A 23,985-nucleotide genomic window follows, 5' to 3' on the forward strand; every position below is an offset into this window, starting at 1 on the left:
CGGATAGTTTTGAGCCTAACCTCCCTCACCCTTACCGACTTCCGCTCCTATGCGGGCGCGCGGCTGGAGATGACCTCCGGGCCTGTGGTGTTGCATGGGCCGAACGGGGCGGGAAAGACCAATCTTCTGGAGGCGATCAGCCTGCTGACCCCCGGCAAGGGGCTGAGGGGCGCCACCGCCGCCGAGATGGGCCGGCGCGAGCCGGGCGAGGCGACAGGACGCGCCTGGGCCGTCATGGTCGAACTGGACGACGAAACGCGGCTGGGCACCGGCGTTCAGACGGCGGGCGCTGCGCGGCGCATCGTGCGGATCGACGGCGAGACGGCCCAGCCCGGGCGGCTGCTCGACTATCTGCGTCCCGTCTGGGCGACGCCGGAACAGGACCGGCTGTTCTCGGACGCGCGCGCCGAGCGGCTGAAGTTCTTCGACCGGCTGGTCTTCGCCGCCGATCCCGACCACGCCGCCAGCGTCTCCGCCTATGAAAAGGCCCTGCGCGAGCGGCTGCGCCTGCTGAACGACGCCCAGGACGGGCGTGAGGCCGACCCCGTCTGGCTGGACGCCCTGGAGGTTCGGCTGGGCGAGGCCGGCGCCCGCGCCGCCCTCGCCCGCGTCGCCGCCCTGCACGCGCTTCAGGCCGCCATCGACGCCCGCAGCGATCGTCCCTTCCCCCAGGCCGACCTGGGCCTTGAAGGTCTCGCCGAACAGATGGCCGAAGCGGGCGCCGAGGAAGACGAGATCGCCGCCGCCATCCGCGACGGACTGGCCAAGGCGCGAGTCCGCGACGGCGCCGCCGGACGTTCCCTGTTCGGGCCGCACCGCACCGACCTGACCGCGCTTCACCGCGAGAAACAGCGCCCTGCGGCCGAGGGCTCTTCGGGCGAGCAGAAGGCCTTGGTCCTGAACCTGATTTTGGCCCAGATCGCGCGGCTTTCAGATCATGCTGCGCGCCCCATCCTGCTGCTGGACGAAGCCCCCGCCCACCTCGACGAGGCGCGCCGCACGGCCCTGTTCGACGAGATCACGGCGCTGGATCTGCAGGCCTTCATGACCGGGACCGAACGCGACCTGTTCGCCGGTCTGGAAGGCCGCGCCCAGTTCGTCCGCGTGGCCGGCGGCGCGCTGGAAACCGACTAGGCTCCAATCGCGGAATTCCTCGCTTTTTCGCCGGAATTTCCTATATGTTGCGGGCTTCGGCGCGGTGCGATCCCGCCGTCGATTCGAGCGCCGGGTCCGGCGCTCCATCCCCGTCCCGGTCGGGACTTCAGAGCCAATGACTTCATGACCGATCCGATTGCCGACCTGCCCGAATACGGCGCCGATTCCATCAAGGTTCTCAAAGGCCTGGACGCCGTACGCAAGCGCCCCGGCATGTATATCGGCGACACCGACGACGGCTCGGGCCTGCACCACATGGTCTATGAAGTGGTCGATAATGCCATCGACGAGGCCTTGGCCGGACATGCCGACCTGGTCCAGGTCATCTTGAACAGCGACGGCTCGGTCACCGTCACCGACAACGGCCGCGGCATTCCCACCGGCATCCACGAAGGCGAAGGCGTCTCGGCGGCCGAGGTCATCATGACCCAGCTGCACGCCGGCGGTAAGTTCGACCAGAACTCCTACAAGGTGTCTGGCGGTCTGCACGGCGTGGGCGTGTCCGTGGTCAACGCCCTGTCCGACTGGCTGGAGCTGAAGATCTATCGCGACGGCAAGGCGCACCAGATGCGGTTCGAGCGCGGCGACACGGTCAAGTCACTGGAAGTCACCGGCGACGCCCCCATTCGCGAGGACACCGGCAAGCCGCTGAGCGGCACCGAGGTCACCTTCTTCCCGTCCGTCACGACCTTCAGCCACATCGACTTCGACCTGAAGACGCTGGAACACCGTCTGCGCGAACTGGCCTTCCTGAACTCGGGCGTGGTCATCAAGCTGGCCGACCAGCGCCACGCCGAGCCGGTCGAGATGATCCTGCACTACGAGGGCGGGGTCGAAGCCTTCGTGCGCCACCTCGACAAGTCCAAGACGCCGATCCTGAAGGACGTCATCGTCATTCGCGGCAAGAAGGAAGGGATCGAACTGGATCTCGCCCTGTGGTGGAACGACAGCTATCACGAGACCATGCTGTGCTTCACCAACAACATCCCCCAGCGGGATGGAGGCACCCACCTGTCGGCCTTCCGCGCCAGCCTGACGCGCGTCATGGGCGGCTATATCGAGAGCTCGGGCGCCGGCAAGAAGGAGAAGGTTTCCGTCACCGGCGAGGACGCCCGCGAGGGTCTGACCTGCGTCCTGTCGGTCAAGGTGCCGGATCCCAAGTTCAGCTCCCAGACCAAGGACAAGCTGGTCTCCTCCGAAGTGCGTCCGGCCGTCGAAAGCCTGTGCTCGGAAGGCCTGGCGACCTGGTTCGAGGAGCATCCGGTCGAGGCCAAGCAGATCGTGGCCAAGATCATCGAGGCGGCGTCGGCCCGTGAGGCCGCCCGCAAGGCCCGCGACCTGACTCGGCGCAAGTCCGCGCTGGAAATCTCGAGCCTGCCGGGCAAGCTGGCCGACTGCCAGGAACGCGATCCCGCCAAGTCCGAACTGTTCATCGTCGAGGGCGATTCCGCCGGCGGCTCGGCCAAACAGGCCCGCAACCGCGAGAACCAGGCCGTTCTGCCCCTGCGCGGCAAGATCCTGAACGTCGAGCGCGCACGCTTTGACCGGATGCTGTCGTCGGATCTGATCGGCACGCTGATCCTGGCGCTCGGCACCGGCATCGGCCGCGACGACTTCAACGCCGACAAGCTGCGCTATCACAAGATCATCCTGATGGCGGACGCCGACGTCGACGGCGCCCACATCCGCACCCTGCTGCTGACCTTCTTCTATCGTCAGATGCCCGAGCTGATCACGCGCGGCCACGTCTATATCGCCCAGCCGCCGCTCTATAAGGTCTCAAAAGGCAAGCAGTCGCGCTACCTGAAGGATCAGGCCGAGATGGACGCCTATCTGATCGAGGAAGGTTCGTCGGAGGCCGAGCTGGATCTGTCCACGGGCGAGCGTCGCCTGGGGCTGGACCTGCAATCGCTGGTGCGCGAGGCCAAGGCCTTCAGCGCCAGCGTCGATCGCCTCAGCCAACGCGCGCCCGCCTTCGCCATCGAACAGGCGGCGCTCGCCGGTCTGTTCGCCGAGCATTCGGACATGGCGACCGCCTCGGCCGCCGCCGCCGTGCGCCTGAACCTCTATGCCGAAGAGGGCGATGGCGAGTGGACGGGCGCGCCGGGCGAACAGGGCGCCGTGGTCTTCACCCGCACCCGTCGCGCGGTGCAGGAGACCATCGTGCTGGAGGAGACCCTGATCCGTTCGCTGGACGCCCGTCGTCTGGCCGAACGCGCACAGGCGTTCGACGGCGTCTTCGTCGCCCCCGCCACCTACCGCCGCAAGGACAAGTCCACGACCATTCGCGGTCCGCTGGACTTGCTGACCGCCGTTCTGGACGCCGGTAAGAAGGGCCTGTCGATCCAGCGCTACAAGGGCCTGGGCGAGATGAACCCCGAGCAGCTGTGGGAGACGACGCTGGACGTCAACGCCCGCACCTTGCTGCAGGTCTCGGTCGAGCACGAGGAAGACGCCAACGACCTGTTCGCCAAACTGATGGGCGACGTCGTCGAACCCCGGCGCGAGTTCATCCAGGACAACGCTCTGGACGCGGCCGTCGACGTCTGACAGCGAAGGGGGCGCGGCCTACTGGCCGCGTCCGCCCGCGATGAAGGCTTGGATGGTCGGGAAGGCCGCCGTCTGGGGCCGCATGTCCTCGCAGGCGAAGGATTTGATTGCGCCATAGATGCCGCCGGCCGGCGTCGCTTCCCACGGCGTGTCCTCGGAATAGCGATCGGTTTCCGCCCCGTCCGCGCCATAGGTCACCGTCGCGCCCGAACGCGACTGGCCATCCGAACACCGCACCATGACCTCTTCGGTCTCATGGCTGAGATTGGTCGCCTCGCCGCGCGCGGGCACCCGCGCCATGCGCGTCGTCGCCACGCCGTCCACCGGCGCCAGCGCATCGATGTCCACCAGATAGACGGTGGCGTCGCTGCGTGAAAACGCGGCCCAGCTTTCGGCCGCCGATGGCGATGCGATCGCCGCCGTCGCCATGATCGCCGCCACGCCGATTGTTCTGATCATTCTCTTCCCTCCCCAGGCAAGACGTTCATTTCATACCCGCGCGCGCGAGAATTCAATCTCTCCCGAAAGCTCCAAAAGCGTTTTCGATCAGGGCCGATCGCGAGATGGCAGGGCCTCGATCTCTGCGGTCGTCAACTTCTTTGCGATGCGCACGCGGCACGGTTGAGGGCCCGTCGCTGGGCTGAGCAAGGCGGCCTGATCGCCGGGACACAGGCGGCTGGATCCGGCGACAGGTTCCAGTGCGATCGACAGGGCGCGCGTCATGTCGCGACAGAAGGAAGTTTCGATCTGGAACACCCCGGCGTCGGCTGTGCGGACATACAGGGTCTGGTCGTTCGGCGCGGTGAAGTTGCGCACCAGATTGGCCCGGAAGCACTGGCCGGCGTCGGCGCGGCTGGCCGTCGCCACGCCCTGCGATGGCGCACAGGCCGACAAGGCGAGGAGGGCCGCCGACGACAGGATGAGACGATGCATATTCAACTCCCGAACAAGCCCCCGCTTCATCCTGCGCGCGTCGGCGAGGATGATGCAAGGGCGTCCGCCAGAACCGAAGACCGACGGGACGACACGCGCGCCGCCAGATCGCGCGGCAGGGGCGAAGGCTGATCAAGGATGAGGGCGGCGATATGCTCGCCCAGCAAGGGCGCGACGCAGAAGCCGCGCGACCCCAGCCCGCCGAGCACATAGAGTCCGTCATCGAGAGCGCCCGCCACAGGCAGGCGATCCGGCGTCGTGGCGCGGACTGCCGCCCGGTTCTGCACAGGCCCGGCCGCCGCGATGCGCTTGGCCAACGCCGGCAGGCGCGCTTCCAGGGTCGCCAGATTTCGCGCGCTGTCGGCCTCGCGCGCCGCCGCAGAGGTGTCGCCCCGATCATGGGTCGCGCCGAACAGCACGCCTTGGCCCGTCGGAACCGCATAGCCGCCCCAGGCCATGGGGTGGATGGTCACGTCCCCGTCGATCCAGTCCGCCTGCCCCCGCACGGGCGACAGGCGCGGCGTGTGGTTGAACCCGTCCAGCAGCGCGGCCGATCCCCAGCCGGCGGCGAGAACCACAGCATCGACCTCGCCCAGCACCGCGTCGGCTTCGCCAATCAAACGCCAGCGGCCGTCGGCGCGCTCCAGCCGTGTCACGCGCTCAGAGCGCATCTCCGCGTCCGAAAGCCAGTTCGAGAGCACCGCCGCAGGGCGTAGCGCGAATGCTCCCTTCATCAGCAGACCGCCCTGCCCCGTCGCTTCGCCGGCGACGGCTGACGCCGCCCCTTCGTCCAGCACCGCCATGTCATCGTCATTCCAGATCGGCTGGCGAGCGATCTTTTCGAACCGGGCCGCATCCCGCGGCGCCAGGGGGAGTTGCAGCACGCCGTGTCCCGTTACGGCGTCCGGGATCGAGGCATACAGATGTACCGCCCGCTCCAGCGCCTGGGCGTGCAGGGCGGCGATGCCGTGGTCGCCGGCGTCCAGACGCGGCGTGACCAGGGCCGCCGGAAAGCCAGAGCCGCCCGCGCCCGGGCGCTCACCCTCGAACACCACGGCCCGGAGGCCCTGCGCCTCCAGGGCGCGGACCACAGATGCACCAGCGACGCCCGCGCCGATCACGGCGATGCGGGGCGGCGGCGACGGTTCGAACACTGAGGGGAGACGCGCCTCAAGCCGCTCGCGCTTGCGGCCATGGCCGGGGCGCTTCTCGACGACGAAACCCTGCTCGGTCAGGCCCCGGCGCACGGCCCCGGCGACGGTGAAGGTGGCCAGGCGCGCGCCCGGCGCCGAGCGCTCGGCGATCAAGGCCATCACTTCGGGCGACCACATGCCCGGGTTCAGCGCAGGCGAGAAACCGTCCAGGAACCAAGCGTCCGCCGATCCCGACCACTGCTCCAGCGCCCAGGCCGCATCGCCCACCGCCAGGTCCAGCACGGCGTCGAAGCCCAGCAGGTCCACCCGGTGGAAGCCCGGCGTCGCGGCCGGCCAGTTTGCGATCAAGGCCTCGGTCGCCACCGCCAGTTCAGGCCAGGCGCCCAGCGCCCGCGCCGCTTCCGCCGCCGTCAGCGGAAACCCCTCGATAGAGAAGATGTGCAGCCGCCCGCCCTCGGGCCGCGTCCGTCGCCACAGATCCAGCAGGGCGGCGATGTTCAACCCTGTGCCGAACCCCAGCTCGGCCGCCGTGAAATGATCTCGCCCCATCCAGGCGTCCGGCAGGCCGCAACCTTCCAGAAACACCGCCCGCGTTTCAGCCAACCCGTCGTCTCGCGAGAAATAGACGTCGCCGAATCGGCCGGAGCGCGGCTCGCCCTCTTCGGTCCAGGTGAGCAGGGGCGAGGCGTCATCATCAGGCGTCATCGCGCGGCTCTAGCACCTTCGTCGCCGACATGAAAAAGGCCGCCCCCGTCGGAGCGGCCTCTTTGGGCTTTGGTTTCGACGCGGCCTAGTGGGCGGCCGCCGGACCATGCGCAGGTTCGGCCGGCGCGACAGGCGCGGGCGCGGCGGCGGAGGCGTCGGCGCCCTGCATCGTCGTGGCGGCCTGGGCGGCGGTGTCTTCCTGAATGGCCTGATTGGCCGCCGCTTCGGCGTCCTTGGCCGCCTGATCGACCGTCAAAGCGGCTTCCTCAGCGCTGCCGGCGGCCTCGACAGCATCGGTGGCCGGCGCTTCGGCCTTTTCTTCCGGGGCCTTGCTACAGGCGGCCAGGACCAGGAGCGCAGCGGATGCGGCGACGAGGGCTTTGATACGCATGAAGATGTCTCCGAAGCTTGCGAGACCGGAACGTCTCTTGGCGCAAACGATAGAGCCGCCGCGCGCGGCAGGGCAAGTTAAGATCAGGAAAGTCGGGATCAGTCGGCAGTGATGCTGTTCAGCGCCTCTTCCATCTCGCCGAACGACGGCTGCGCCGACGACGGGATGTCGCCCCGGCCGATCTCGACCGAAATCTGGGCTGCGTTGCCGTGCAGGTGGGCCACCAGCACAGACTGAATGATTTTATAGTAGGCGGCTTCCTCGTTGATGATGGCCGTCAGGCGCGCCGCGAATGGACCGACCAGACCATAGGCCAGGAACACGCCCATGAAGGTGCCGACCAGGGCGCCGCCGATCATGCCGCCCAGAACCTCGGGCGGCTCAGTGATTGAACCCATGGTCTTGATGACCCCCAGCACGGCGGCGACGATGCCCAACGCAGGCAGGCCGTCGGCCAGGTTCTGAAGCGCGTGGGCGTTTTCCAGATGCTCGTGATGGTGCTTTTCGAGCTGCTTTTCCATCGCATCCTCGACCTGGTGCGGATCTTCCAGGTTCATCGTCATCATCCGCAGGGTGTCGCAGATGAAGTCGACGGCGAAATGGTCCTTCAGCACCTTGGGATACTTCTGGAAGATGGTCGATTCCTTGGGCTTTTCGATATGGCTTTCCAGCGCCACCACGCCCTTGGACTTCATCGTCTTGGTCAGCTGGAACAGCAGCGACAGCAGGTCCTTATAGTCCTGCTTCTTCCACTTCGGCCCAGCGAAGGTCTTGCCCAGCCCCGCCATGGACCCCTTGATCACCGGCAAGGAGTTGGAGATCAGGAAGGCGGCGATGCCCGCCCCGCCGATGGCCATCAGCTCGTGCGGCGCGGCGTGCAGGATCACTTCGAACTTGCCGCCCGAAATGGCGTAGCTGCCGAAGACGAGGCCGAACAGCAGCACGATGCCGATGATCTGGAACATGGAGGCGAACAATCCTGACGCGAGAGGTCGGGACTATCGCCATTAATCATTAAGACGGCGTTTCGCGAACGCCGCCTTCCCAGTCGTTACAGACGGCTTTCGCCCTTCAGGATGGCGTTGCGCCCGGCCGCCGTCAGCTTCTGATAGCCCGCAGCCCCGCCCCGCACATAGAGAGCGGCGCCGGTCTTGGACGGATCGAACCCATCGACCACCAGATCGGCCTTGCGATATTTGAAGGTGCCGGTCGTCTCCGCCGACTTGATCAGACGCACAAACACCGGCTGAGCATAGGCGGGCAGCTTGGCCTCGACATGGTCGGAGAAGGCCTGGGCGTCGAACTTGCCTTCCACCACCAGGGCCGCCATCCCGGCCTTGCCGTCCTGGGCCGGAACGGGCACGCCATAGACGATGGCTTCGGTCACGCCCGGCGCGTCCATCAGCACCTGTTCGACCTCGGAGGTCGAGACGTTCTCGCCCTTCCAGCGGAAGGTGTCGCCCATCCGATCGACGAAGTAGAAATAGCCTTCCTTGTCCTGCTTCATCAGGTCGCCGGTGCGGAACCAGCGGTCGCCCTTCTTGAACACGTCGGTCAGGATTTTCTTCTGCGAGGCGGCTTTGTCGGCATAGCCCGAGAAGTCGTGGCGGATGTCGTTGCCGATCAGGCCGATGGCCTCGCCGACCTCGCCGACGCGCGCCAGGCGACACAGACCGTCCGAGCCGCGGATGGGCTGTTCGGTTTCCACGTCGAATTCGACCAAGCGAATATTGATCTGCGACTTCAGGAAGCTCGGCACACGACCGATCGCGCCCTGTTTGCCGTCGAAGTTGAACAGCGAGACATTGCCTTCGGTCGAGCCGTAGAACTCCAGGATGTCGGGAATCTTGAACCGGCTCTGGAAGTCGGGCCAGACATCGGCGCGCAGGCCGTTGCCGAACGCCAGACGCAGCTTGTGCTTGGTCTCGTCCTCGTGCGGCGGGCAGTTGACCAGATAGCGGCACAGCTCGCCGATATAGACGAACATGGTTGCGCCCGACGAGCGCACGTCGGGCCAGAAGGTGCTGGCCGAGAACTTCTTGCGGATCACCAGCCGCGCGCCGTTCAGCAGCGCTGCGCCCACCCCGACCAGACCGCCGGTCGAGTGATACAGCGGCAGCACGTTGAAGATCCGGTCGTCGGGCGTCGAACGCGTGGCGCCGGCGAAGGCGCGCATATAGGTGCGGGCGCGCGAATGCGGGATGCGCGCCGCCTTGGGCAGACCGGTCGTGCCGGAGGTGTAGATATAAAGGGCGGTGTCGCGGTTGGTCAGGCCTTCGCGCGCCGACTTGGACGGCCGCACCGAAGACCCGCCGCGCACGGGCTTGTCCAGGCCGCGACGGTCGCTGGTCTCCAGATCGTCGGTCAGGCCCAGAACCCAGAGCGCCAGGTTGTGATCGACCAGAGGCCGCGCCTCCTCGATCTGACGCCAGCAATCCTCGTCCGCGACGACGTTGAAGGCCTTGGAGATGGCCAGACAGTGGGCCAGCCCCTGCCCGTTCAGATTGGTGTTGATCAGGGCCGTGGCGATGCCGACCTTGGAGAAGCCGATCCACGCCGCCAGATACTCGATCCGGTTGGTCATCATCAGGGCGATGGTGTCGCTGCGACGCAGGCCCCGGTTCTTGGCCCAGTGGGCGAAGCGGTTGGCCATGGCGTCCAGGTCGCGATACGTCAGGGTGCGCTGACCGTCGTCGATGGCGATGTTGTCGGCGAACTTGTCGACGGCTTCTTCGAAGTCGTCGCAGAGCAGGACGTCGCTGTCCAACTCGATCGGCTTGATGCGTTTCAACAGACGGAACAGGCCGCGCGCGAACCGGACATCCCTACGGATATTGGCTACAAAACCCATGCGCGCCGTACTCCGGTCAATGCGTGTTCCACCCGGTCCGGTGATGGACGAAGGCGGCCGGTCGGGTCAACCGTAGGGTCCGCAATCCTTCGCGAACCTGACGAATTGCCGCCCAGCCGTGATCCATTTGTTCGGTTGACGCGGCGGAAATCCAGAGCACCGCCCTGCTTTTTGTTGCCGCATTGACGGCAAATGCGGCGGCCGCGCGCACGGTCTTCGCCCCATTGCGGGCGGAAACGGTGTTTCTTCGGGGCTTTTGCGCTTTACGCGGAACGCCGTTGCGGAACGGCGGGTTGGTTGATCGACGTTATGGAGGACAGAAACAATGTCTATGACCTATGCCAACGCCAATACCGAAGCCCGCGCTGACGACACGACCTTCGTCCCGCGTTACGCTCGCACGACCAAGTCCAAGAAGTCGGTGAAGACTTGGATGATCCTGGCCCCGATCGGCGCGGTGGTGCTGCTGGGCAGCGGCGTCGCCATGATGATGGGCGGCGAACAGGCCGCTCCGGCCCAGCCCGCCGAGACGGCCGCACCGGCCATGCAGACCGCGCCCGCCGCGATGACGGCCGCCCAGGCGCCGGTCACGCCCGCTCCGGCCGAGGCTACGCCGACTGCGGCTCCGACGCCCGCCGCCGCGCCTGCGCCGGTCGCTCGCCGCGCCGAACCCGTGGCTCGTCGCGCTGCGCCGGCCGTTGAACGGCCTGCCGCTGCCCGTGTTGAGACGCCGGCTACGCCTTCGGGTCCGCAACCTTACACCGCGCCAGCCGCCTCGACGTCGAGCACCAGCCAGTTAAACACCGCGCCCCCAGCTTCGACCCCGGCTCCGGTCGTGACCACGCCCGCCGCGCCGGCGATCACGGTCCAGCCGCTGAACTGATCTCAGCAGAATAATGGAAAGCCCCGGTTTCGGCCGGGGCTTTTTCTATGATCGAGGTTCAGGCGCCGCTGACGCGCCAGATGACATTGCCCACATCATCGGCGACCAGCAGGGCGCCTTCTCGGTCGATCTGCACCCCGACGGGCCGGCCTTGCGCCTGACCCCGGGCGTTCAGAAATCCGGTCAGAACATCCTGCGGCGGCCCGGCGGGACGTCCATCGACGAACGGCACGAAGATCACCTTGTAGCCGCTGCGCACGCTGCGATTCCACGATCCGTGCTGACCGACGAAAACGCCAGAGCGCAAGGCTGGCGGCAACAGGTTCGCGCCTTGTCCGAATGTCAGCCCCAGCGACGCCGTGTGCGCGCCCAGGGCGTAATCCGGCCGGATCGCGCGCGCGACCATCGCCGGATTGGCGGGTGGGCGCGTATCGACAGTCTGGCCGTAATAGCTCCACGGCCAGCCGTAGAAGGCGCCCGGCGTCACCGAGGTCATATAGTCGGGCACCAGATCGTCGCCGATTTCATCACGCTCGTTGACCGCGACCCACAGCTGGCCGGTCTGCGGGTTCCAGTCCATGCCGACCGGATTGCGCAGGCCCGAGGCATAGACCCGCCGTGCGCCCGTCGCGGGATCGATCTCCAGGATGGCGGCGCGGTCGACTTCCTCGTCCAGGCCGTTTTCGCCGACGTTGGAGTTGGATCCGACCCCGACATAAAGCCGCCGGCCGTCCGGGCTGGCGACCAGGCTCTTGGTCCAGTGATGATTGCGGCCGGCAGGCAGGTCCGTGATCTTCGTGGCCGCAGCGTCGATGCGCGTCTGGCCGCTCCGATATGGAAAGGCCACCACCGCATCGGCGTTGGCGACGTACAGCCGGTCGCCGACCAGAGCCATGCCGAACGGCGAGTTCAGTCCGGTCAGGAAATCGCTCTTGGTCTCCGCTACGCCGTCGCCGTCCGCGTCCCGCAGCAGGACGATCTTGTTGGGGCTCGGGACACCGGCGCCGGCCTTGGCCATGACCTTGCCCATCACCCAGCCCCGCAGACCGCCCTTCTTGTCTTCGGGCTTGGGCGGCGCATTCGACTCCGCGATAAGAATATCGCCGTTGGGCAGGCGATAGAGCCAGCGCGGGTGATCCAGGCCTGTCGCGAACGCCTGTACGCGCAAACCCGCCGCCGCGACCGGCGTCGCGCCTTCGGGCCAGCTCGACGCCGGGGCGATATTGACGGTGGGCAGCAAGCCCTGACGCGGCTCTGGCAGTTGCGGGTCCGGACCAAACCCCGCCGCGACGGGCAAGGCTGTCCCGGCTGCGCAGGCTCCCAAACCGATCACCGTCGCGAGCAGTGTCGAGGCGAACAAGACCGTCCGTGACGAGCGCATGGCCTTTGATCCTTACCGCGCCGGTTGGGCCGGGAACTCCAGACGGCTGACGTCGTATCCGAGGGCCCGCGCTCGTTCGGTCAAGGTGCGCACCTGCTGCTCGCTGGGCAGTTCACGCGTGTAGATGAACAGGCGATTGAAGGTCGGATCGGCCGAGATGAACCAGCTGTAGTCGTCCGCCCGATCCAGCACCCAATAATCCCAGGTCACGAACCCGGCCAGATACTTAACCCTCAGCTTGGCGTTGTTGCCCGGATCGAGGATTTCACCCCGTCCGCCGATGGCCTTTTCCTTGCCGTCCGGCGTGCCGACCTGACAGGTGTCGCGCACATCGACCCGCGTGCCCTCGCCCGGCGTATAGATCGACGCGCCGGCGACGCAGCCGTCGGTCAGCCGATCCGGCAGACGCGCGATCTCGTGCCAGCGCCCGGACCACAGACGCTGCACATCCACCGGCTTGGCCGGCTGGGGCGCGCGATATTCGGAAGGCGACGGTGCGGTCACGCATCCCGCCAGCGCGATCGCGGCGGCGGCGGATGCGGCGAAGTATTTCAAGCTGGACATGGGCGTTTCCGTTTTGATGCCATAAGCCGCTTTCAGCGACCCTGGTTCCGTTACGCTCCGACGACGAAATCGGACGCTGCGGGCCGGAAATCTCCTAGCGGGGAACAGGAACCCTCGCTTGTCCCCTGGCGCGCATTGGCGTTGTCACATGGCGTTCGACGGAGACGCGCCGGTGACCACCGCCACCTTGACTAGAAAACTTGCCGGGGTGTCCGCGCCACGCTTGACGCACCTTCAGCGCCTGGAGGCCGAGAGCATCCACATCCTGCGCGAGGTGGCGGCCGAGGCCGAGCGTCCGGTCATGCTGTATTCGATCGGCAAGGATTCAGCCGTCATGCTGCATCTGGCGAAGAAGGCCTTCTATCCGTCCAGACCGCCCTTCCCGCTTCTGCATGTCGACACGACGTGGAAGTTCCGCGCCATGTACGCGATGCGCGAACAGGCCGCCGCCGATCTGGGCGTCGAACTGCTGGTCCACCAGAACCCCGACGCCGTCGCACGCGGCATCAACCCCTTCGATCACGGCTCGGCCCTGCATACGGACCTGTGGAAGACCGAAGGTCTGAAACAGGCCCTGAACCATTACGGCTTTGACGCGGCCTTCGGCGGCGCCCGTCGCGACGAGGAGAAGTCGCGCGCCAAGGAACGCATCTTCTCCTTCCGCACGGCCGAACACCGTTGGGACCCCAAGAACCAGCGGCCTGAACTCTGGCGGCTCTACAACACGCGCAAAAAGCCCGGTGAGAGCATTCGCGTCTTCCCGATCTCAAACTGGACCGAGCTGGACGTCTGGCAATACGTCCACCTGGAGCGGATCCCCATCGTGCCGCTGTATCTGGCCGCCGACCGGCCGGTGGTGGAGCGGGACGGCGCCCTGATCATGGTCGATGACGACCGGTTCCGGCTGCGCCCCGGCGAGACGCCGCAGATGAAGTCCGTCCGTTTCCGCACCCTGGGCTGCTACCCCCTGACCGGGGCGGTCGAGAGTACGGCCGCGACCCTGGCCGAGGTCATTCAGGAAATGCTTCTGACCACCACATCCGAGCGCCAGGGCCGGGTGATCGACCACGACCAATCCGCCTCGATGGAGAAGAAGAAGCAGGAGGGCTATTTCTGATGGCTCACCAGTCCGACCTGATTGCGCGCGACATCGACGCCTATCTGGACGCCCACCAGCACAAGAGCCTGCTGCGCTTCATCACCTGCGGCAGCGTAGACGACGGCAAGTCCACCCTGATCGGCCGCCTGCTCTACGACTCCAAGATGATCTTCGAGGATCAGATGGCGGCGCTGGAGGCGGACAGTCGCCGCGTCGGCACCCAGGGCGGCGACATCGACTTCGCCCTGCTTGTCGACGGCCTGGCCGCCGAGCGCGAACAGGGCATCACCATCGACGTGGCCTATCGCTTCTTCTCGACCGAAAAGCGGAAGTTCATCGTCGCCGACACGCCCGGCCACGAACAGTATACCCGCAACATGGTCACCGGCGCCTCGACCGCCGACGCCGCCGTCATCCTGATCGACGCCCGGCGCGGTGTGCTGACCCAGACCCGCCGCCACGCCTATCTGGTCAGCCTGCTGGGCATCCGCCACGTCATCCTGGCGGTGAACAAGATGGACCTCATGGGCTGGTCCCAGGCTGTGTTCGACTCCATCGTCGCCGACTTCCGCGTCTTCGCCGGTCAGATCGGGCTGAAGACGTTCGACGCCATTCCGATGTCGGCCCTGCGCGGCGACAACATCACCGAACCCAGCGCTCATTCGCCGTGGTACGCCGGCCCGCCGCTGATGAGCCTGCTGGAAGCGCTGGAGGTCGGCGACGCTCTTCAGGCTGACCCCTTCCGCCTGCCGGTGCAGTGGGTCAACCGGCCCAACCTCGACTTCCGCGGCTTCTCCGGCCAGATCGCCGCCGGGATCGTGCGCCCCGGCGATTCGGTGCGCGTCCTGCCGTCCGGCAAGATCTCGACCGTCGCCCGCATCGTCACCGCCGACGGCGACCTGGATCAGGCCGTCGCTGGTCAGTCGATCACCCTGACCCTGGACGACGAGATCGATGTCTCGCGCGGCGACGTCCTGGCCAGCGCCAACGCCCCGCCCGAGGCGGCCGACCAGTTCGAGGCCACCGTGGTCTGGATGGACGACGAGCCGCTGCTGCCGGGCCGGCCTTACCTGCTCAAGATCGGCGCCAAGCTGGTGGGCGCCACCATCACCGAGCCCAAGCACAAGGTGAACGTCAACACCCTGGAGCAGCAGCCCGCCAAGCGGCTGGAGTTGAACGAGATCGGCGTCTGCAACCTGTCGCTGGACGCCCCCGTCGCCTTCGCCCCCTATGCCCAGAACAAGGATCTGGGCGGCTTCATCCTGATCGACCGGATCTCGAACCGCACGGTCGGGGCGGGTTTGCTGCACTTCGCCCTGCGCCGCGCCCACAACATCCATTGGCAGGCTTTGTCGGTCGACAAGGACGCGCGCGCCACGATCAAGAACCAGACGGGCCGCGTCGTCTGGCTGACCGGCCTGTCCGGCGCCGGCAAGTCGACCATCGCCGATCTGGTGGAAAAGCGGCTGCACGCCGACGGTCGCCACACCTATCTGCTGGACGGCGACAATGTCCGCCACGGCCTGAACCGCGACCTGGGCTTTACGGAGGAGGACCGGGTCGAGAACATCCGCCGCGTCGCCGAGGTGTCGAAACTGATGGTGGACGCCGGCCTGATCGTCCTGGTCAGCTTTATCTCGCCCTTCCGCGCCGAACGACGCCTGGCCCGTGACCTGCTGGGCGAGGGCGAGTTCGTCGAGGTCCACGTCGACACGCCGCTGGCGGTCGCTGAAGCCCGCGACGTCAAGGGCCTGTACAAGAAGGCCCGCGCGGGAGAGCTCAAAAACTTCACCGGCATCGACAGCCCCTATGAAGCGCCCGAACACCCCGAGATCGTCGTGGACACCACCACCATGTCGCCCGAGGACGCCGCCGAGCGCATCGTCGCTTGGCTGGATGGGCGCTTCTCGACCGAGGACTTCGCCATCTAGGTTCGGAACCTTGACCGTTCGCCGGACGCTCTAGAATGCGATGACCAATCCGATCCAGAAGCTGGGCCTCGACACCATCGAGCAGTCGCAGATCGCCCGCATCGCCGGGATCAATCTGACGCTGGGCGGTCTGGTCAGCGCGGGCGTGATCCTCCTGATCGCCTTCGCCGCCCACTGGCTGGTGACGCGGTCGCTGCGCCGGGTGCGCGAGCGCTCGGACCGCAGCCGTCAGGCGATCTATCTGCTGGAGCGCCTGGCCGGCTACGGCATCATCGTCGTGGGCATCATGTCAGCCCTGTCGGCGGCCGGGCTGAACCTGTCGTCCCTGACCGTCTTCGCCGGCGCGCTGGGCATCGGCGTGGGTCTCGGGCTGCAGGGGGTGGTCAAGGAGTTCGTCTCCGGCCTGTTCCTGATCTTCGACCGGATGGTGTCGGTCGGCGACTATATCGAGATCGAGGACATCGGCATCCGTGGCGCCATCATGGAGATCGGCCCGCGCGCCACCCGTGTCCGCACCAATGACAACGTCAATGTCCTGGTGCCCAACTCGCGCTTCATCGAACAGCCCGTCACCAACTGGACCATGAAGGGCGACACCCGCCGCATTCATGTGCCCTTCACCGTCGCCTATGGCTCGGACCGGGGACAGGTGCGCGATGCGGTTCTGGCCGCCGCCCGCGCCAGCCCCTTCACCCTGCCGGAGACGGAGGCCCGCAAGAGCCAGGTCTGGCTGGTGGCTTTCGGCGATCGCGGCCTGTCGTTCGAACTGGTGGTCTGGCCGACGCGCGACGCCGTCAAACGCCCAGCGGCCATGCACGCCGCCTACACCTGGCTGATCGCCGACGCCCTGGATGCGGCGGGCGTCGAGGTGCCGGTGCCCCAGACCGATCTTCGCCTGCGCACCGCCTTCGGCTTGGACGGCGAGGAGGCTTTGAAGCGCCTCGGCTACGGCGTCGGCGCATCGCCGCGACCGACCGGCCCGCAAAGCCCTGCCCGAACCGCCAACGACGCCGCCGACGACGTCATGGCCGACGACGAGGCCGAGCTGCCGGAACCGCCCGCTTCACCCAAAGCCCGTCAAGCGGACTGAGCCGCCTTCGCCTTCAACCGCCAGGCATGCAGCAACGGCTCGGTATAGCCGTTCGGCTGCTCGACGCCTTCGAACACCAGCGCCCGCGCCGCCTGATAGGCCAAACTGTTATCTAGGTCCGCCGCCATCGGCCGATACAGCGGATCGCCCGCATTCTGACCATCGACCTTGGCCGCCATGCGCTGGAACGCCGCATCGACCTGATCGGCCGTACAGACCCCGTGCAGCAGCCAGTTGGCGATATGCTGCGAACTGATCCGCAGGGTCGCACGGTCCTCCATCAGGCCGATGTCGTGGATGTCCGGCACCTTGGAACACCCCACCCCCTGATCGATCCAGCGCACGACATAGCCGAGGATGCCCTGGGCGTTGTTGTCCAGCTCGGCCGCCACCTCGTCCTCTGACCAGTTGACGCCATTCGCCAGCGGCGGGGTCAGCAAAGCCTCCAGCCCCGGCGTCTCGCGCCCGGCCATCTCCTTCTGAACCGCGAACACATCGACCGCATGATAGTGAAGCGCATGCAGGGTCGCCGCGGTCGGCGAGGGGGTCCAGGCGGTGTTCGCGCCCGTCTTCGGGTGGCCGATCTTCTGCTCCAGCATGTCCGCCATCCGGTCCGGCGCCGCCCACATCCCCTTGCCGATCTGGGCCTTGCCGGACAGGCCGCATTTCAGGCCGATGGCGACGTTTCTCGCCTCATAGGCCGCGATCCAGGCGCTGGACTTGATGTCGGCCTTTCGCACCACCGGCCCGGCCTGCATGGCCGTGTGTATCTCGTCGCCGGTGCGGTCCAAAAAGCCGGTGTTGATGAAGACGATCCGGTCCCTCACCGCCTGGATGCAGGCCGCCAGATTGGCTGAGGTCCGCCGTTCCTCGTCCATCACCCCGACCTTGATCGCATGGCGCGGCAGGGCCAGCAAATCCTCGACCGCATCGAACAGCCGGTCCGTGAAGGCGGCCTCGTCCGGCCCATGCATCTTGGGTTTGACGATATAGACAGAGCCCGTCGCGCTGTTGCCGAACCCGCCCAGACCCTTGATGTCATACAGGGCGATCAGGCTGGTCACGATGGCGTCCATGATCCCCTCCGGCGCCTCCGACCCGTCAGACAGACGGATGGCCGGGGTCGTCATCAGATGCCCCACGTTACGCACGAACAGCAGGCTGCGCCCCTTCAGGATCACCGACGACCCGTCCGGCGCCGTCCACTGGCGATCCGGTTCCAGTGCGCGGGTCAGGGTCTCGCCGCCCTTCTTGAACGTCGCCGACAGATCGCCGCGCATCAGACCCAGCCAGTTGCGATAGGCCTCGGCCTTGTCCGCCGCATCGACGGCCGCGACGGAATCCTCCAGATCGACGATGGTCGACAGGGCCGATTCCAGCACCACGTCCGCCAGCCCCGCCGCATCGCTGCGCCCCACCGGGTGGCTGCGGTCGATCACCAGTTCGATGTGCAGTCCGTTGTTGACCAGCAGGATCGAAGACGGCGCCGTCGTCTCGCCGGTAAAACCGACGAACTGTCCTGCATCCCTCAACGCGGGCGACAGTGCGCCATCAATTACCGACCAGCCGGCGACATCCGTATGCGAACCCTCCGCCAGGGGCGCCGCCTCGTCCAAAAAAGCCTTGGCCCGCGCGACGACCCGCGCGCCGCGCGCTGCGTCATAGCCGCCGCCGGCCGGCAGGTCGCCCAACGCATCGGTGCCGTAAAACGCATCATACAGGCTGCCCCACCGCGCATTGGCGGCGTTCAGCAGGAAGCGGGCGTTCAGCACTGGCACGACCAGCTGCGGGCCGGCCATGCGCGCGATCTCGGCGTCCACGCCTTCGGTCCCGATCGTGAACGGCGCCGGCTCCTCGACCAGATAGCCGATCTCTTTCAGGAAGGCCTGCGACGCCGCCACATCATACGGCTGGCCCCGCCGCGCCCGATGCCAGTCGTCAATCTGGGCCTGCAAGGCGTCGCGTCGCGCCAGCAGCGCACGGTTCTCGGGCACGAACCGCTCGAAGATCGCCGCCGCCCCGCTCCAGAAGGCCGTCGCATCAAGCCCCAGCCCTGGCAGTACATCCTGCTCGATCAGGGCGATCAGTTCGCCCGCGACCTTCAGCCCGGCGCGATCTTCATGGGTCGTCATGACGGCCTCTCTCCGGCGCGACGCCGGCCTGTAACAATGCGTGATCAGGTAAGCCGAGGCCGCACACTGGCGCAAGGGTCACGTCGCGTCATCGCCGTCGCTTTTCGTCCACGGCGACAGCCGGCTGGTCACAAACGCTTAACCGCGTCCGTGAACGGGACTGCAAGCGACGGCGCCTATTGTGAGCTTACGGACGAACTCGCGTCCGGTCAGTCGAGCGTCTCGCCCATGCTGTTTCTTCTGAACGATGTCGTGTTCGACCTGGACGAGGCCTGCCCGGTCACGCCCGCCGACGCGCGCCGGTTCGAGAAGCTGGGTCTGGACTATCTGCTGGAACTGGGTTGCGAACTGTTCGCCGAGGACCCGCTGCTTCACCGCAACGATCCCGAACGCGCCCGTCGCCTGGCCTGGCTGATCGCCGAGCGCAGCCCGGACGTGAACGCCGCCCTGTTCGCGGCGCCGGCCGCCGCCTGCAATCCGGATCTGGTCGAGCCGCGCTTCTGCACCCTGCCCGAACAGGTGATGCGCCAGCTTCAGGCCAAGGGCCGTCGCCTCGACGCCGTCTCTGCGGACCGCGCCGTCTGGAACCGCCTGGCCGCCTGATCGCGACCTGAAACGCCGTCAGAGGACGGCGTTGAACACCACATGGACCAGCGTCGCCACGGCTACGATGAAGCCGAAACCGACGACCAGCCCCACCGCCGGATGCAGCGGCGCCCGCTCACGCGGCGCATGGGCGATACGGTCTTGAGGATGGATGACAGCCATCGTCCTTGTCCTTTCCCTATGATCCCGGATCGATCCGGGAGGGGAGCGTCGGACTCTGACGGCCTGATCGTCTCCTCCAGACCCGAGCATGACTCCGATAGCCCTTCGTGGCGAGGGGTTATTTCATCCGGTGCAATCCCGTGACTTTGAGGCGTGTCCGCGCTAGTCGCGCGCCATGTCCTCACTAACCCTGCCTGAAGAAGCGGCCCGCCGTCGCACCTTCGCCATCATCGCTCACCCGGATGCGGGCAAGACGACCCTGACCGAGCACATCCTCTTGGCCGGCGGCGCCATTCGTGCGGCCGGCGCCGTGCGGGCGCGCGGCGAGAACCGGCGCACCCGTTCGGACTGGATGAAGATCGAGAAGGAGCGGGGCATCTCGGTCTCGGCCTCGGTCATGACCTTCGAGCACGACGGCAAGATGTTCAACCTGCTCGATACGCCCGGGCACGAGGACTTCTCCGAGGACACCTATCGCACCCTGACCGCCGCCGACTGCGCCATCATGGTGCTGGACGCCGCCAAGGGCATCGAGCCGCAGACGCTGAAGCTGTTCGAGGTCTGCCGCCTGCGCGACATCCCGATCATCACCTTCATCAACAAGCTGGACCGCGAGGCCCAGGACCCGATGGCCCTGCTGGACGACATCGCGTCACGCCTTCAGCTGGACCCCGCCCCGATCTGGTGGCCGGCCGAGAGCGGCAATCGCCTGCGCGGCATGGTCGAGGTCGGAACCGGCCGATTCCAGCCCTATACCCGCAAGGCCGCCGGGTCGGCCGAGGACCCCGAACACCCCCCCGCCCTGCCGCTGGACCAGGCGGCCCGGTATTTCGAGGCGGGCGAGCAGGACAATCTCGCCGAGGCCGTCGAACTGGTCGAGGGCGGCTATCCGGCCTTTGACCGCCAGGCCTTCCTTGAAGGTCACATGACCCCGGTGCTGTGGGGATCGGCCCTGCGCCACTTCGGCATCGACGAACTGCTGAAGGCCATCGGCGACTGGGCGCCCGCGCCCAAGGTCATGAAGGCCAAGAAGGAATCGCCGCCCGAGACCCGCAACGCCCCCGTCCCTGTCGAAACCGAGGTCGAGCCGGGATCCAACGAGGTCACCGGCTTCGTGTTCAAGGTCCAGGCGAACATGGACCCCAATCACCGCGACCGGATCGCCATGTTCCGTATGGCGTCGGGCGCCTTCAAGCGCGGCATGAAGCTGAAGGTGCAGAACACCGGCAAGTCCCTGTCGGTCAATGCGCCCATCATGTTCTTCGCCTCGGATCGGGAACTGGCCGACGACGCCTTCGCCGGCGACGTGATCGGCATTCCGAACCACGGCGTGCTGCGCGTCGGCGACAGCCTGTCGGAGAGCGGCGTGGTCCGTTTCGCCGGCCTGCCGAACTTTGCTCCGGAAATCCTGCAACGGGTTCGCGTGAAGGATCCGCTGAAGGCCAAACACCTCAAGAAGGCTCTGGAAGGTCTGGCCGAGGAAGGCGTGACCCAGCTGTTCCGTCCCGAAATCGGCTCGGACTTCATCGTCGGCGCCGTGGGCCAGCTGCAGTTTGAGGTCATGGCCGACCGCCTGGGCGAGGAGTACGGCCTGGACGTCGTCTTCGAACCCTCACCCTACGCCGAAGCGCGCTGGATCGCTCCAGGCTCGGAGGGTTCCGACGCGGACGTCGAGGACTTCAGCGGCAAATACCGCCCCCAGATGGCGCGCGACATCGACCAGGCCCCGGTCTTCTTGGCCAAGTCGAGCTGGGAGACCGGCTATGTCGGCGAACGCTTCCCCAAGATCGCCTTCACCAAGACGAAGGAGCGCGGCTAAGGCCGGGCGCCGCAAACGACTTCCTTTGGTCACGCGGCTGAGCCATTCTCAGGTCATGTCGACGCTTCTCGCCCTAGCCAGCACCGCCTTAATGCTGCAGGCCGCCCCTTCCGTGGGGCTGGTTTCGTATGAGGAGGCGGTGCGCTGTGCAGGCCTGACCCAGGCCGCGTCGGAGCTTGAAGGCGGCGAGAGCGCTCAGGGGCGTCGGCTGTATGACGCCGCGCTCTACTGGTCCCTGGCGGCCATGCAGGCCGCAACGGCGGCGGGTAAGGCTGCGCCGGCCGCTGAGGCCGATCAGACCCGCGCGCGCATCACCGCGGTGCGTCAGCTCAACGCCGAGGCGCCCGAGGCCCGCGCCAATCTGCAACGCTGCCAGCAGAAGACGCCGAAACTCGACTAGGTCGCCGGCTTAAGGCCAAGCCGAACCGCATTCCCGGCGCTGCGTTTGCATTGGACGCCGCAAGTGACGCAGTCTGCGTCCCGAAGCGGGATAACCGAGGTCCAGCATGTTCGAATTCGGCCGTGATCTTCGAAAACTCTTCGCCCAGGCGCGAGAGAGCGAAGACCTGGGCTGGGTCGAATTGATCGGCGCGGATCTGCTGCGCGCCGAGGCGCGACGCGAGGCCACGGACGCCGGACGCGTCTCCTGCGCGCGTCCCTTCGAGACCGAGAACCGCGCCTGCGCCCTGTGGCGCGAACACGCCCGACGCACCGGCGCCGCCGACAGTCTGGACCGGGCCGAACGCTGCGCCGACAGCCTGGCGCGTTCAGCCGTGGGCGAGGATCAGATCGCGCGGGCCGCCATGGCCAAGGCTGCGGTGCTGATGCTGCGCTTTGATCTGTGCGGCGATCCCGCGCGTCTGGATCGCGCTGCGACGACCGTTGCGGCGGTCGGGCAGCCGCGCAGCCGACGTATCGCCGTCGGCATGGCCGCGCTTCACGCCCGGCTGACGATCCGCACGGCCCGGCTGAGCGGCGACATCGCCCGCCTTCATCAGGCGGCTGTCTTGATGGATGAGGCGGTGCACAGAGACGACGCCGAGGACATGGATCTGCGGATGGATCGCGCGGCCCTGTCGCTGGAAATGGGCGTGGTGCAGCGCGACGTGCATCTTCTGGATCAGGCCGGCCGCGACCTGGGCGCCCTGGTCGAGGCCGCATCCCCTGACCATCGCCCCCTGACCCGCGCCCGCGCCCTCGCTCTGTGCGGCGCCGGCCTGTCGGCCCTGGCCGCCATTGCGGGGCATGACGAGGCCCGCAACCAGGGGCGGATCATGTTCGACGCCGCCGCCGATCAGTTCACGCCGGATCACAGCCCGCTGGACTGGGCAGCGATCCAGGTGCTGCGTGTCGGCGACGACGCCCAGCCGCTGATGCTGCTGACCCAGGCGGAAGCCCTGACGCAGGGCGGCGAACTGATCATCGGCGCCCTGGCGCGCGAGCGGCGCATCACGCGTGAGGCGGCCTTGGCAGAGGCGGTCAAGAACCTGACCGCCCTGATGACGCTGGAGACCCGGTTGCGGGCGCGCATGGCGACGGCGACGCCGCTCGACTGGGCCGCCGATCAGATCGGCATGGCCGAGATCATGTTGGCGCGGCATCGGCTGGGCGGCGTCGTCCCGACCGATCTGGGGCTGATCCTGGGCGAGGCGGCGATGACGGCGCGGGAAATGGGCGTCGACGCCCTCGCCGACCGCGCCGAGGCGCTTCTGAGGCCCTAGACCTCAGCCGCCCATGGCGACGAAGGCGCCGTTCAGGAACCGCGTCTTGCCATAGGCCATCCGCTGCCCGTCATCGGCCAGAACCCGCCCGCCGGCGGCTTCCAGCACCGCCTGGCCTGCTGCGGTGTCCCATTCCGAGGTCGGGCCTGTGCGCGGATAGGCATCGAACCGCCCCTCGGCGATCAGGCAGAACTTCAGCGACGAATCCGTCCCCTGCCAACGCGAGCAGCCGTGACGGGCGGCCAGACGCGTCGCTTCCTCGTCGGTGACGCTGTGGCTCAGCAGGGCCATGCCTTCCTGCGGCCGGTCGCGCACCCGGATCGGACGCCAGTCCTCGCCCGCATGGGCCTCGCCGGCCTGAAGGGCGCCGAACTGACGCCGGAAGGCGCCGCCCTCGGGCTTGTCGGTGCGCCAGGTCGTCGCCGTCGCCGGCGCGGTCACCACGCCCGCGACCGGATAGCCGTCATGGATCAGGGCGATATTGACGGTGAAGGCCTCGCCGCCGCGCACGAAACCGCGCGTGCCGTCCAGCGGATCGATCAGCCAGAACCAGTCCTCGGCCGCCTCGGGCGCGCCGTCGGCCGACACGGCCTCCTCCGCCACCGTCTGCACGCCCGGATACAGGGCCGCCAGCCGTTTCAGGATCAGGGCCTCGGCCGCCCGGTCCGCCTGCGTCACCGGGCTGTCGTCGGACTTGGTCTCGACCGCCGTGCCTGCGCGCCAATAGGGCAGGATCAGCCGCGCAGCCTCCTCTGCGATCTCGGCGATGGCCAGGGACAGCGCGCCGGACGTCAGATCGCGCTCAAGAGCAGGTGTCAAAGAGGTCGTCATTGGCGGGTCGATAGACCATCCGGGCGG

Annotated in this window: 21 protein-coding genes; 10 read left to right on the plus strand and 11 right to left on the minus strand. The window is 67.3% G+C overall.

The features are described from left to right. Positions 1-3: 3 nt before the first annotated feature. Together recF and gyrB are read left to right on the plus strand one after the other, a co-directional pair. Positions 4-1,134 (plus strand): DNA replication/repair protein RecF, encoded by a 1,131-nt coding sequence (gene recF / locus AC3WRC_RS06005; RefSeq protein WP_492303471.1) that lies wholly within the window; start codon positions 4-6, stop codon positions 1,132-1,134. A 144-nt stretch (positions 1,135-1,278) separates the two neighbouring features. Beyond that, positions 1,279-3,705 (plus strand): DNA topoisomerase (ATP-hydrolyzing) subunit B, encoded by a 2,427-nt coding sequence (gyrB, locus tag AC3WRC_RS06010; protein ID WP_492303229.1) that lies wholly within the window; start codon positions 1,279-1,281, stop codon positions 3,703-3,705. A gap of 18 nt (positions 3,706-3,723) precedes the next feature. On the opposite strand, the gene AC3WRC_RS06015 is transcribed toward gyrB, so the two are convergent. From AC3WRC_RS06015 to AC3WRC_RS06040, 6 genes are all read right to left on the minus strand, one after another. Beyond that, positions 3,724-4,164: a hypothetical protein gene (locus tag AC3WRC_RS06015; RefSeq protein ID WP_492303230.1), complete on the minus strand. Its 441-nt coding sequence runs from the start codon at positions 4,162-4,164 to the stop codon at positions 3,724-3,726. 87 nt (positions 4,165-4,251) lie between these two features. After that, positions 4,252-4,638: a DUF6491 family protein gene (locus AC3WRC_RS06020; RefSeq protein WP_492303231.1), complete on the minus strand. Its 387-nt coding sequence runs from the start codon at positions 4,636-4,638 to the stop codon at positions 4,252-4,254. A 26-nt stretch (positions 4,639-4,664) separates the two neighbouring features. Then, positions 4,665-6,497 (minus strand): FAD-dependent 5-carboxymethylaminomethyl-2-thiouridine(34) oxidoreductase MnmC1, encoded by a 1,833-nt coding sequence (mnmC1, locus tag AC3WRC_RS06025; protein WP_492303232.1) that lies wholly within the window; start codon positions 6,495-6,497, stop codon positions 4,665-4,667. A gap of 85 nt (positions 6,498-6,582) precedes the next feature. Further along, complete coding sequence (locus AC3WRC_RS06030; RefSeq protein WP_045811531.1) at positions 6,583-6,888, minus strand: hypothetical protein; 306 nt, start codon at positions 6,886-6,888, stop codon at positions 6,583-6,585. A gap of 98 nt (positions 6,889-6,986) precedes the next feature. Continuing rightward, entirely contained in the window at positions 6,987-7,853 is an 867-nt protein-coding gene (gene motA / locus AC3WRC_RS06035; protein ID WP_055754172.1) for a flagellar motor stator protein MotA, read from the minus strand. An 86-nt stretch (positions 7,854-7,939) separates the two neighbouring features. After that, positions 7,940-9,739: a long-chain-acyl-CoA synthetase gene (locus AC3WRC_RS06040; protein WP_492303233.1), complete on the minus strand. Its 1,800-nt coding sequence runs from the start codon at positions 9,737-9,739 to the stop codon at positions 7,940-7,942. 325 nt (positions 9,740-10,064) lie between these two features. Between AC3WRC_RS06040 and AC3WRC_RS06045 the strand changes: the two genes are divergently transcribed. Beyond that, positions 10,065-10,622 carry a flagellar basal body-associated FliL family protein gene (locus tag AC3WRC_RS06045; protein ID WP_284877013.1) on the plus strand — a complete coding sequence of 186 codons (558 nt, stop codon included), beginning with the start codon at positions 10,065-10,067 and terminating at the stop codon, positions 10,620-10,622. 58 nt (positions 10,623-10,680) lie between these two features. Here the strand turns inward: AC3WRC_RS06045 and AC3WRC_RS06050 are convergent, their stop codons facing one another. After that, positions 10,681-12,003, minus strand: coding sequence for a PQQ-dependent sugar dehydrogenase (locus AC3WRC_RS06050; protein WP_492303234.1), 1,323 nt, complete (start codon positions 12,001-12,003; stop codon positions 10,681-10,683). Positions 12,004-12,015: 12 nt separating this feature from the next. Continuing rightward, complete coding sequence (locus AC3WRC_RS06055; protein ID WP_492303235.1) at positions 12,016-12,567, minus strand: lipocalin family protein; 552 nt, start codon at positions 12,565-12,567, stop codon at positions 12,016-12,018. 148 nt (positions 12,568-12,715) lie between these two features. On the opposite strand from AC3WRC_RS06055, the gene cysD reads away from it, so the two are divergent. From cysD to AC3WRC_RS06070, 3 genes are read left to right on the plus strand one after another with little or no spacing between them, the layout of a single operon-like run. Further along, positions 12,716-13,684, plus strand: coding sequence for a sulfate adenylyltransferase subunit CysD (cysD, locus tag AC3WRC_RS06060; protein WP_492303236.1), 969 nt, complete (start codon positions 12,716-12,718; stop codon positions 13,682-13,684). Further along, entirely contained in the window at positions 13,684-15,597 is a 1,914-nt protein-coding gene (cysN, locus tag AC3WRC_RS06065) for a sulfate adenylyltransferase subunit CysN (protein ID WP_492303237.1), read from the plus strand. Before cysD ends, cysN begins: the two co-directional genes overlap by 1 nt. A 40-nt stretch (positions 15,598-15,637) precedes the next feature. Then, entirely contained in the window at positions 15,638-16,687 is a 1,050-nt protein-coding gene (locus AC3WRC_RS06070; RefSeq protein ID WP_492303238.1) for a mechanosensitive ion channel family protein, read from the plus strand. Here AC3WRC_RS06070 and AC3WRC_RS06075 read toward each other — a convergent pair. Then, a complete protein-coding gene (locus AC3WRC_RS06075; protein WP_492303239.1) occupies positions 16,675-18,819 on the minus strand; it encodes a malate synthase G in 2,145 nt (714 codons plus the stop codon). The genes AC3WRC_RS06070 and AC3WRC_RS06075 overlap by 13 nt on opposite strands. 228 nt (positions 18,820-19,047) lie before the next feature. Here AC3WRC_RS06075 and AC3WRC_RS06080 point away from each other — a divergent pair, with 228 nt between their 5' ends. Next, on the plus strand, positions 19,048-19,422 hold the full coding sequence (locus AC3WRC_RS06080) for a hypothetical protein (RefSeq protein WP_045811590.1): 375 nt from the start codon (positions 19,048-19,050) through the stop codon (positions 19,420-19,422). Positions 19,423-19,440: 18 nt separating this feature from the next. Here the strand turns inward: AC3WRC_RS06080 and AC3WRC_RS06085 are convergent, their stop codons facing one another. Beyond that, a complete protein-coding gene (locus AC3WRC_RS06085) occupies positions 19,441-19,587 on the minus strand; it encodes a hypothetical protein (protein WP_167334160.1) in 147 nt (48 codons plus the stop codon). Positions 19,588-19,762: 175 nt separating this feature from the next. Between AC3WRC_RS06085 and AC3WRC_RS06090 the strand changes: the two genes are divergently transcribed. The 3 genes from AC3WRC_RS06090 (at position 19,763) to AC3WRC_RS06100 (ending at position 23,127) form a co-directional block, all read left to right on the plus strand. After that, positions 19,763-21,406: a peptide chain release factor 3 gene (locus tag AC3WRC_RS06090; RefSeq protein ID WP_492303240.1), complete on the plus strand. Its 1,644-nt coding sequence runs from the start codon at positions 19,763-19,765 to the stop codon at positions 21,404-21,406. Positions 21,407-21,461: 55 nt separating this feature from the next. Then, positions 21,462-21,806 carry a hypothetical protein gene (locus AC3WRC_RS06095; RefSeq protein WP_492303241.1) on the plus strand — a complete coding sequence of 115 codons (345 nt, stop codon included), beginning with the start codon at positions 21,462-21,464 and terminating at the stop codon, positions 21,804-21,806. Positions 21,807-21,912: 106 nt separating this feature from the next. Continuing rightward, the gene (locus AC3WRC_RS06100; protein ID WP_492303242.1) at positions 21,913-23,127 is read left to right on the plus strand and encodes a hypothetical protein; all 1,215 of its coding nucleotides are present in this window, start codon (positions 21,913-21,915) and stop codon (positions 23,125-23,127) included. Positions 23,128-23,130: 3 nt separating this feature from the next. Here AC3WRC_RS06100 and cysQ read toward each other — a convergent pair whose 3' ends face one another. Then, entirely contained in the window at positions 23,131-23,958 is an 828-nt protein-coding gene (gene cysQ, locus AC3WRC_RS06105; protein WP_055753865.1) for a 3'(2'),5'-bisphosphate nucleotidase CysQ, read from the minus strand. Between the last annotated feature and the right edge of the window lie 27 nt (positions 23,959-23,985).

The sequence above is a fragment of the Brevundimonas sp. EU05-FHT14B07 genome (genome assembly GCF_058790795.1).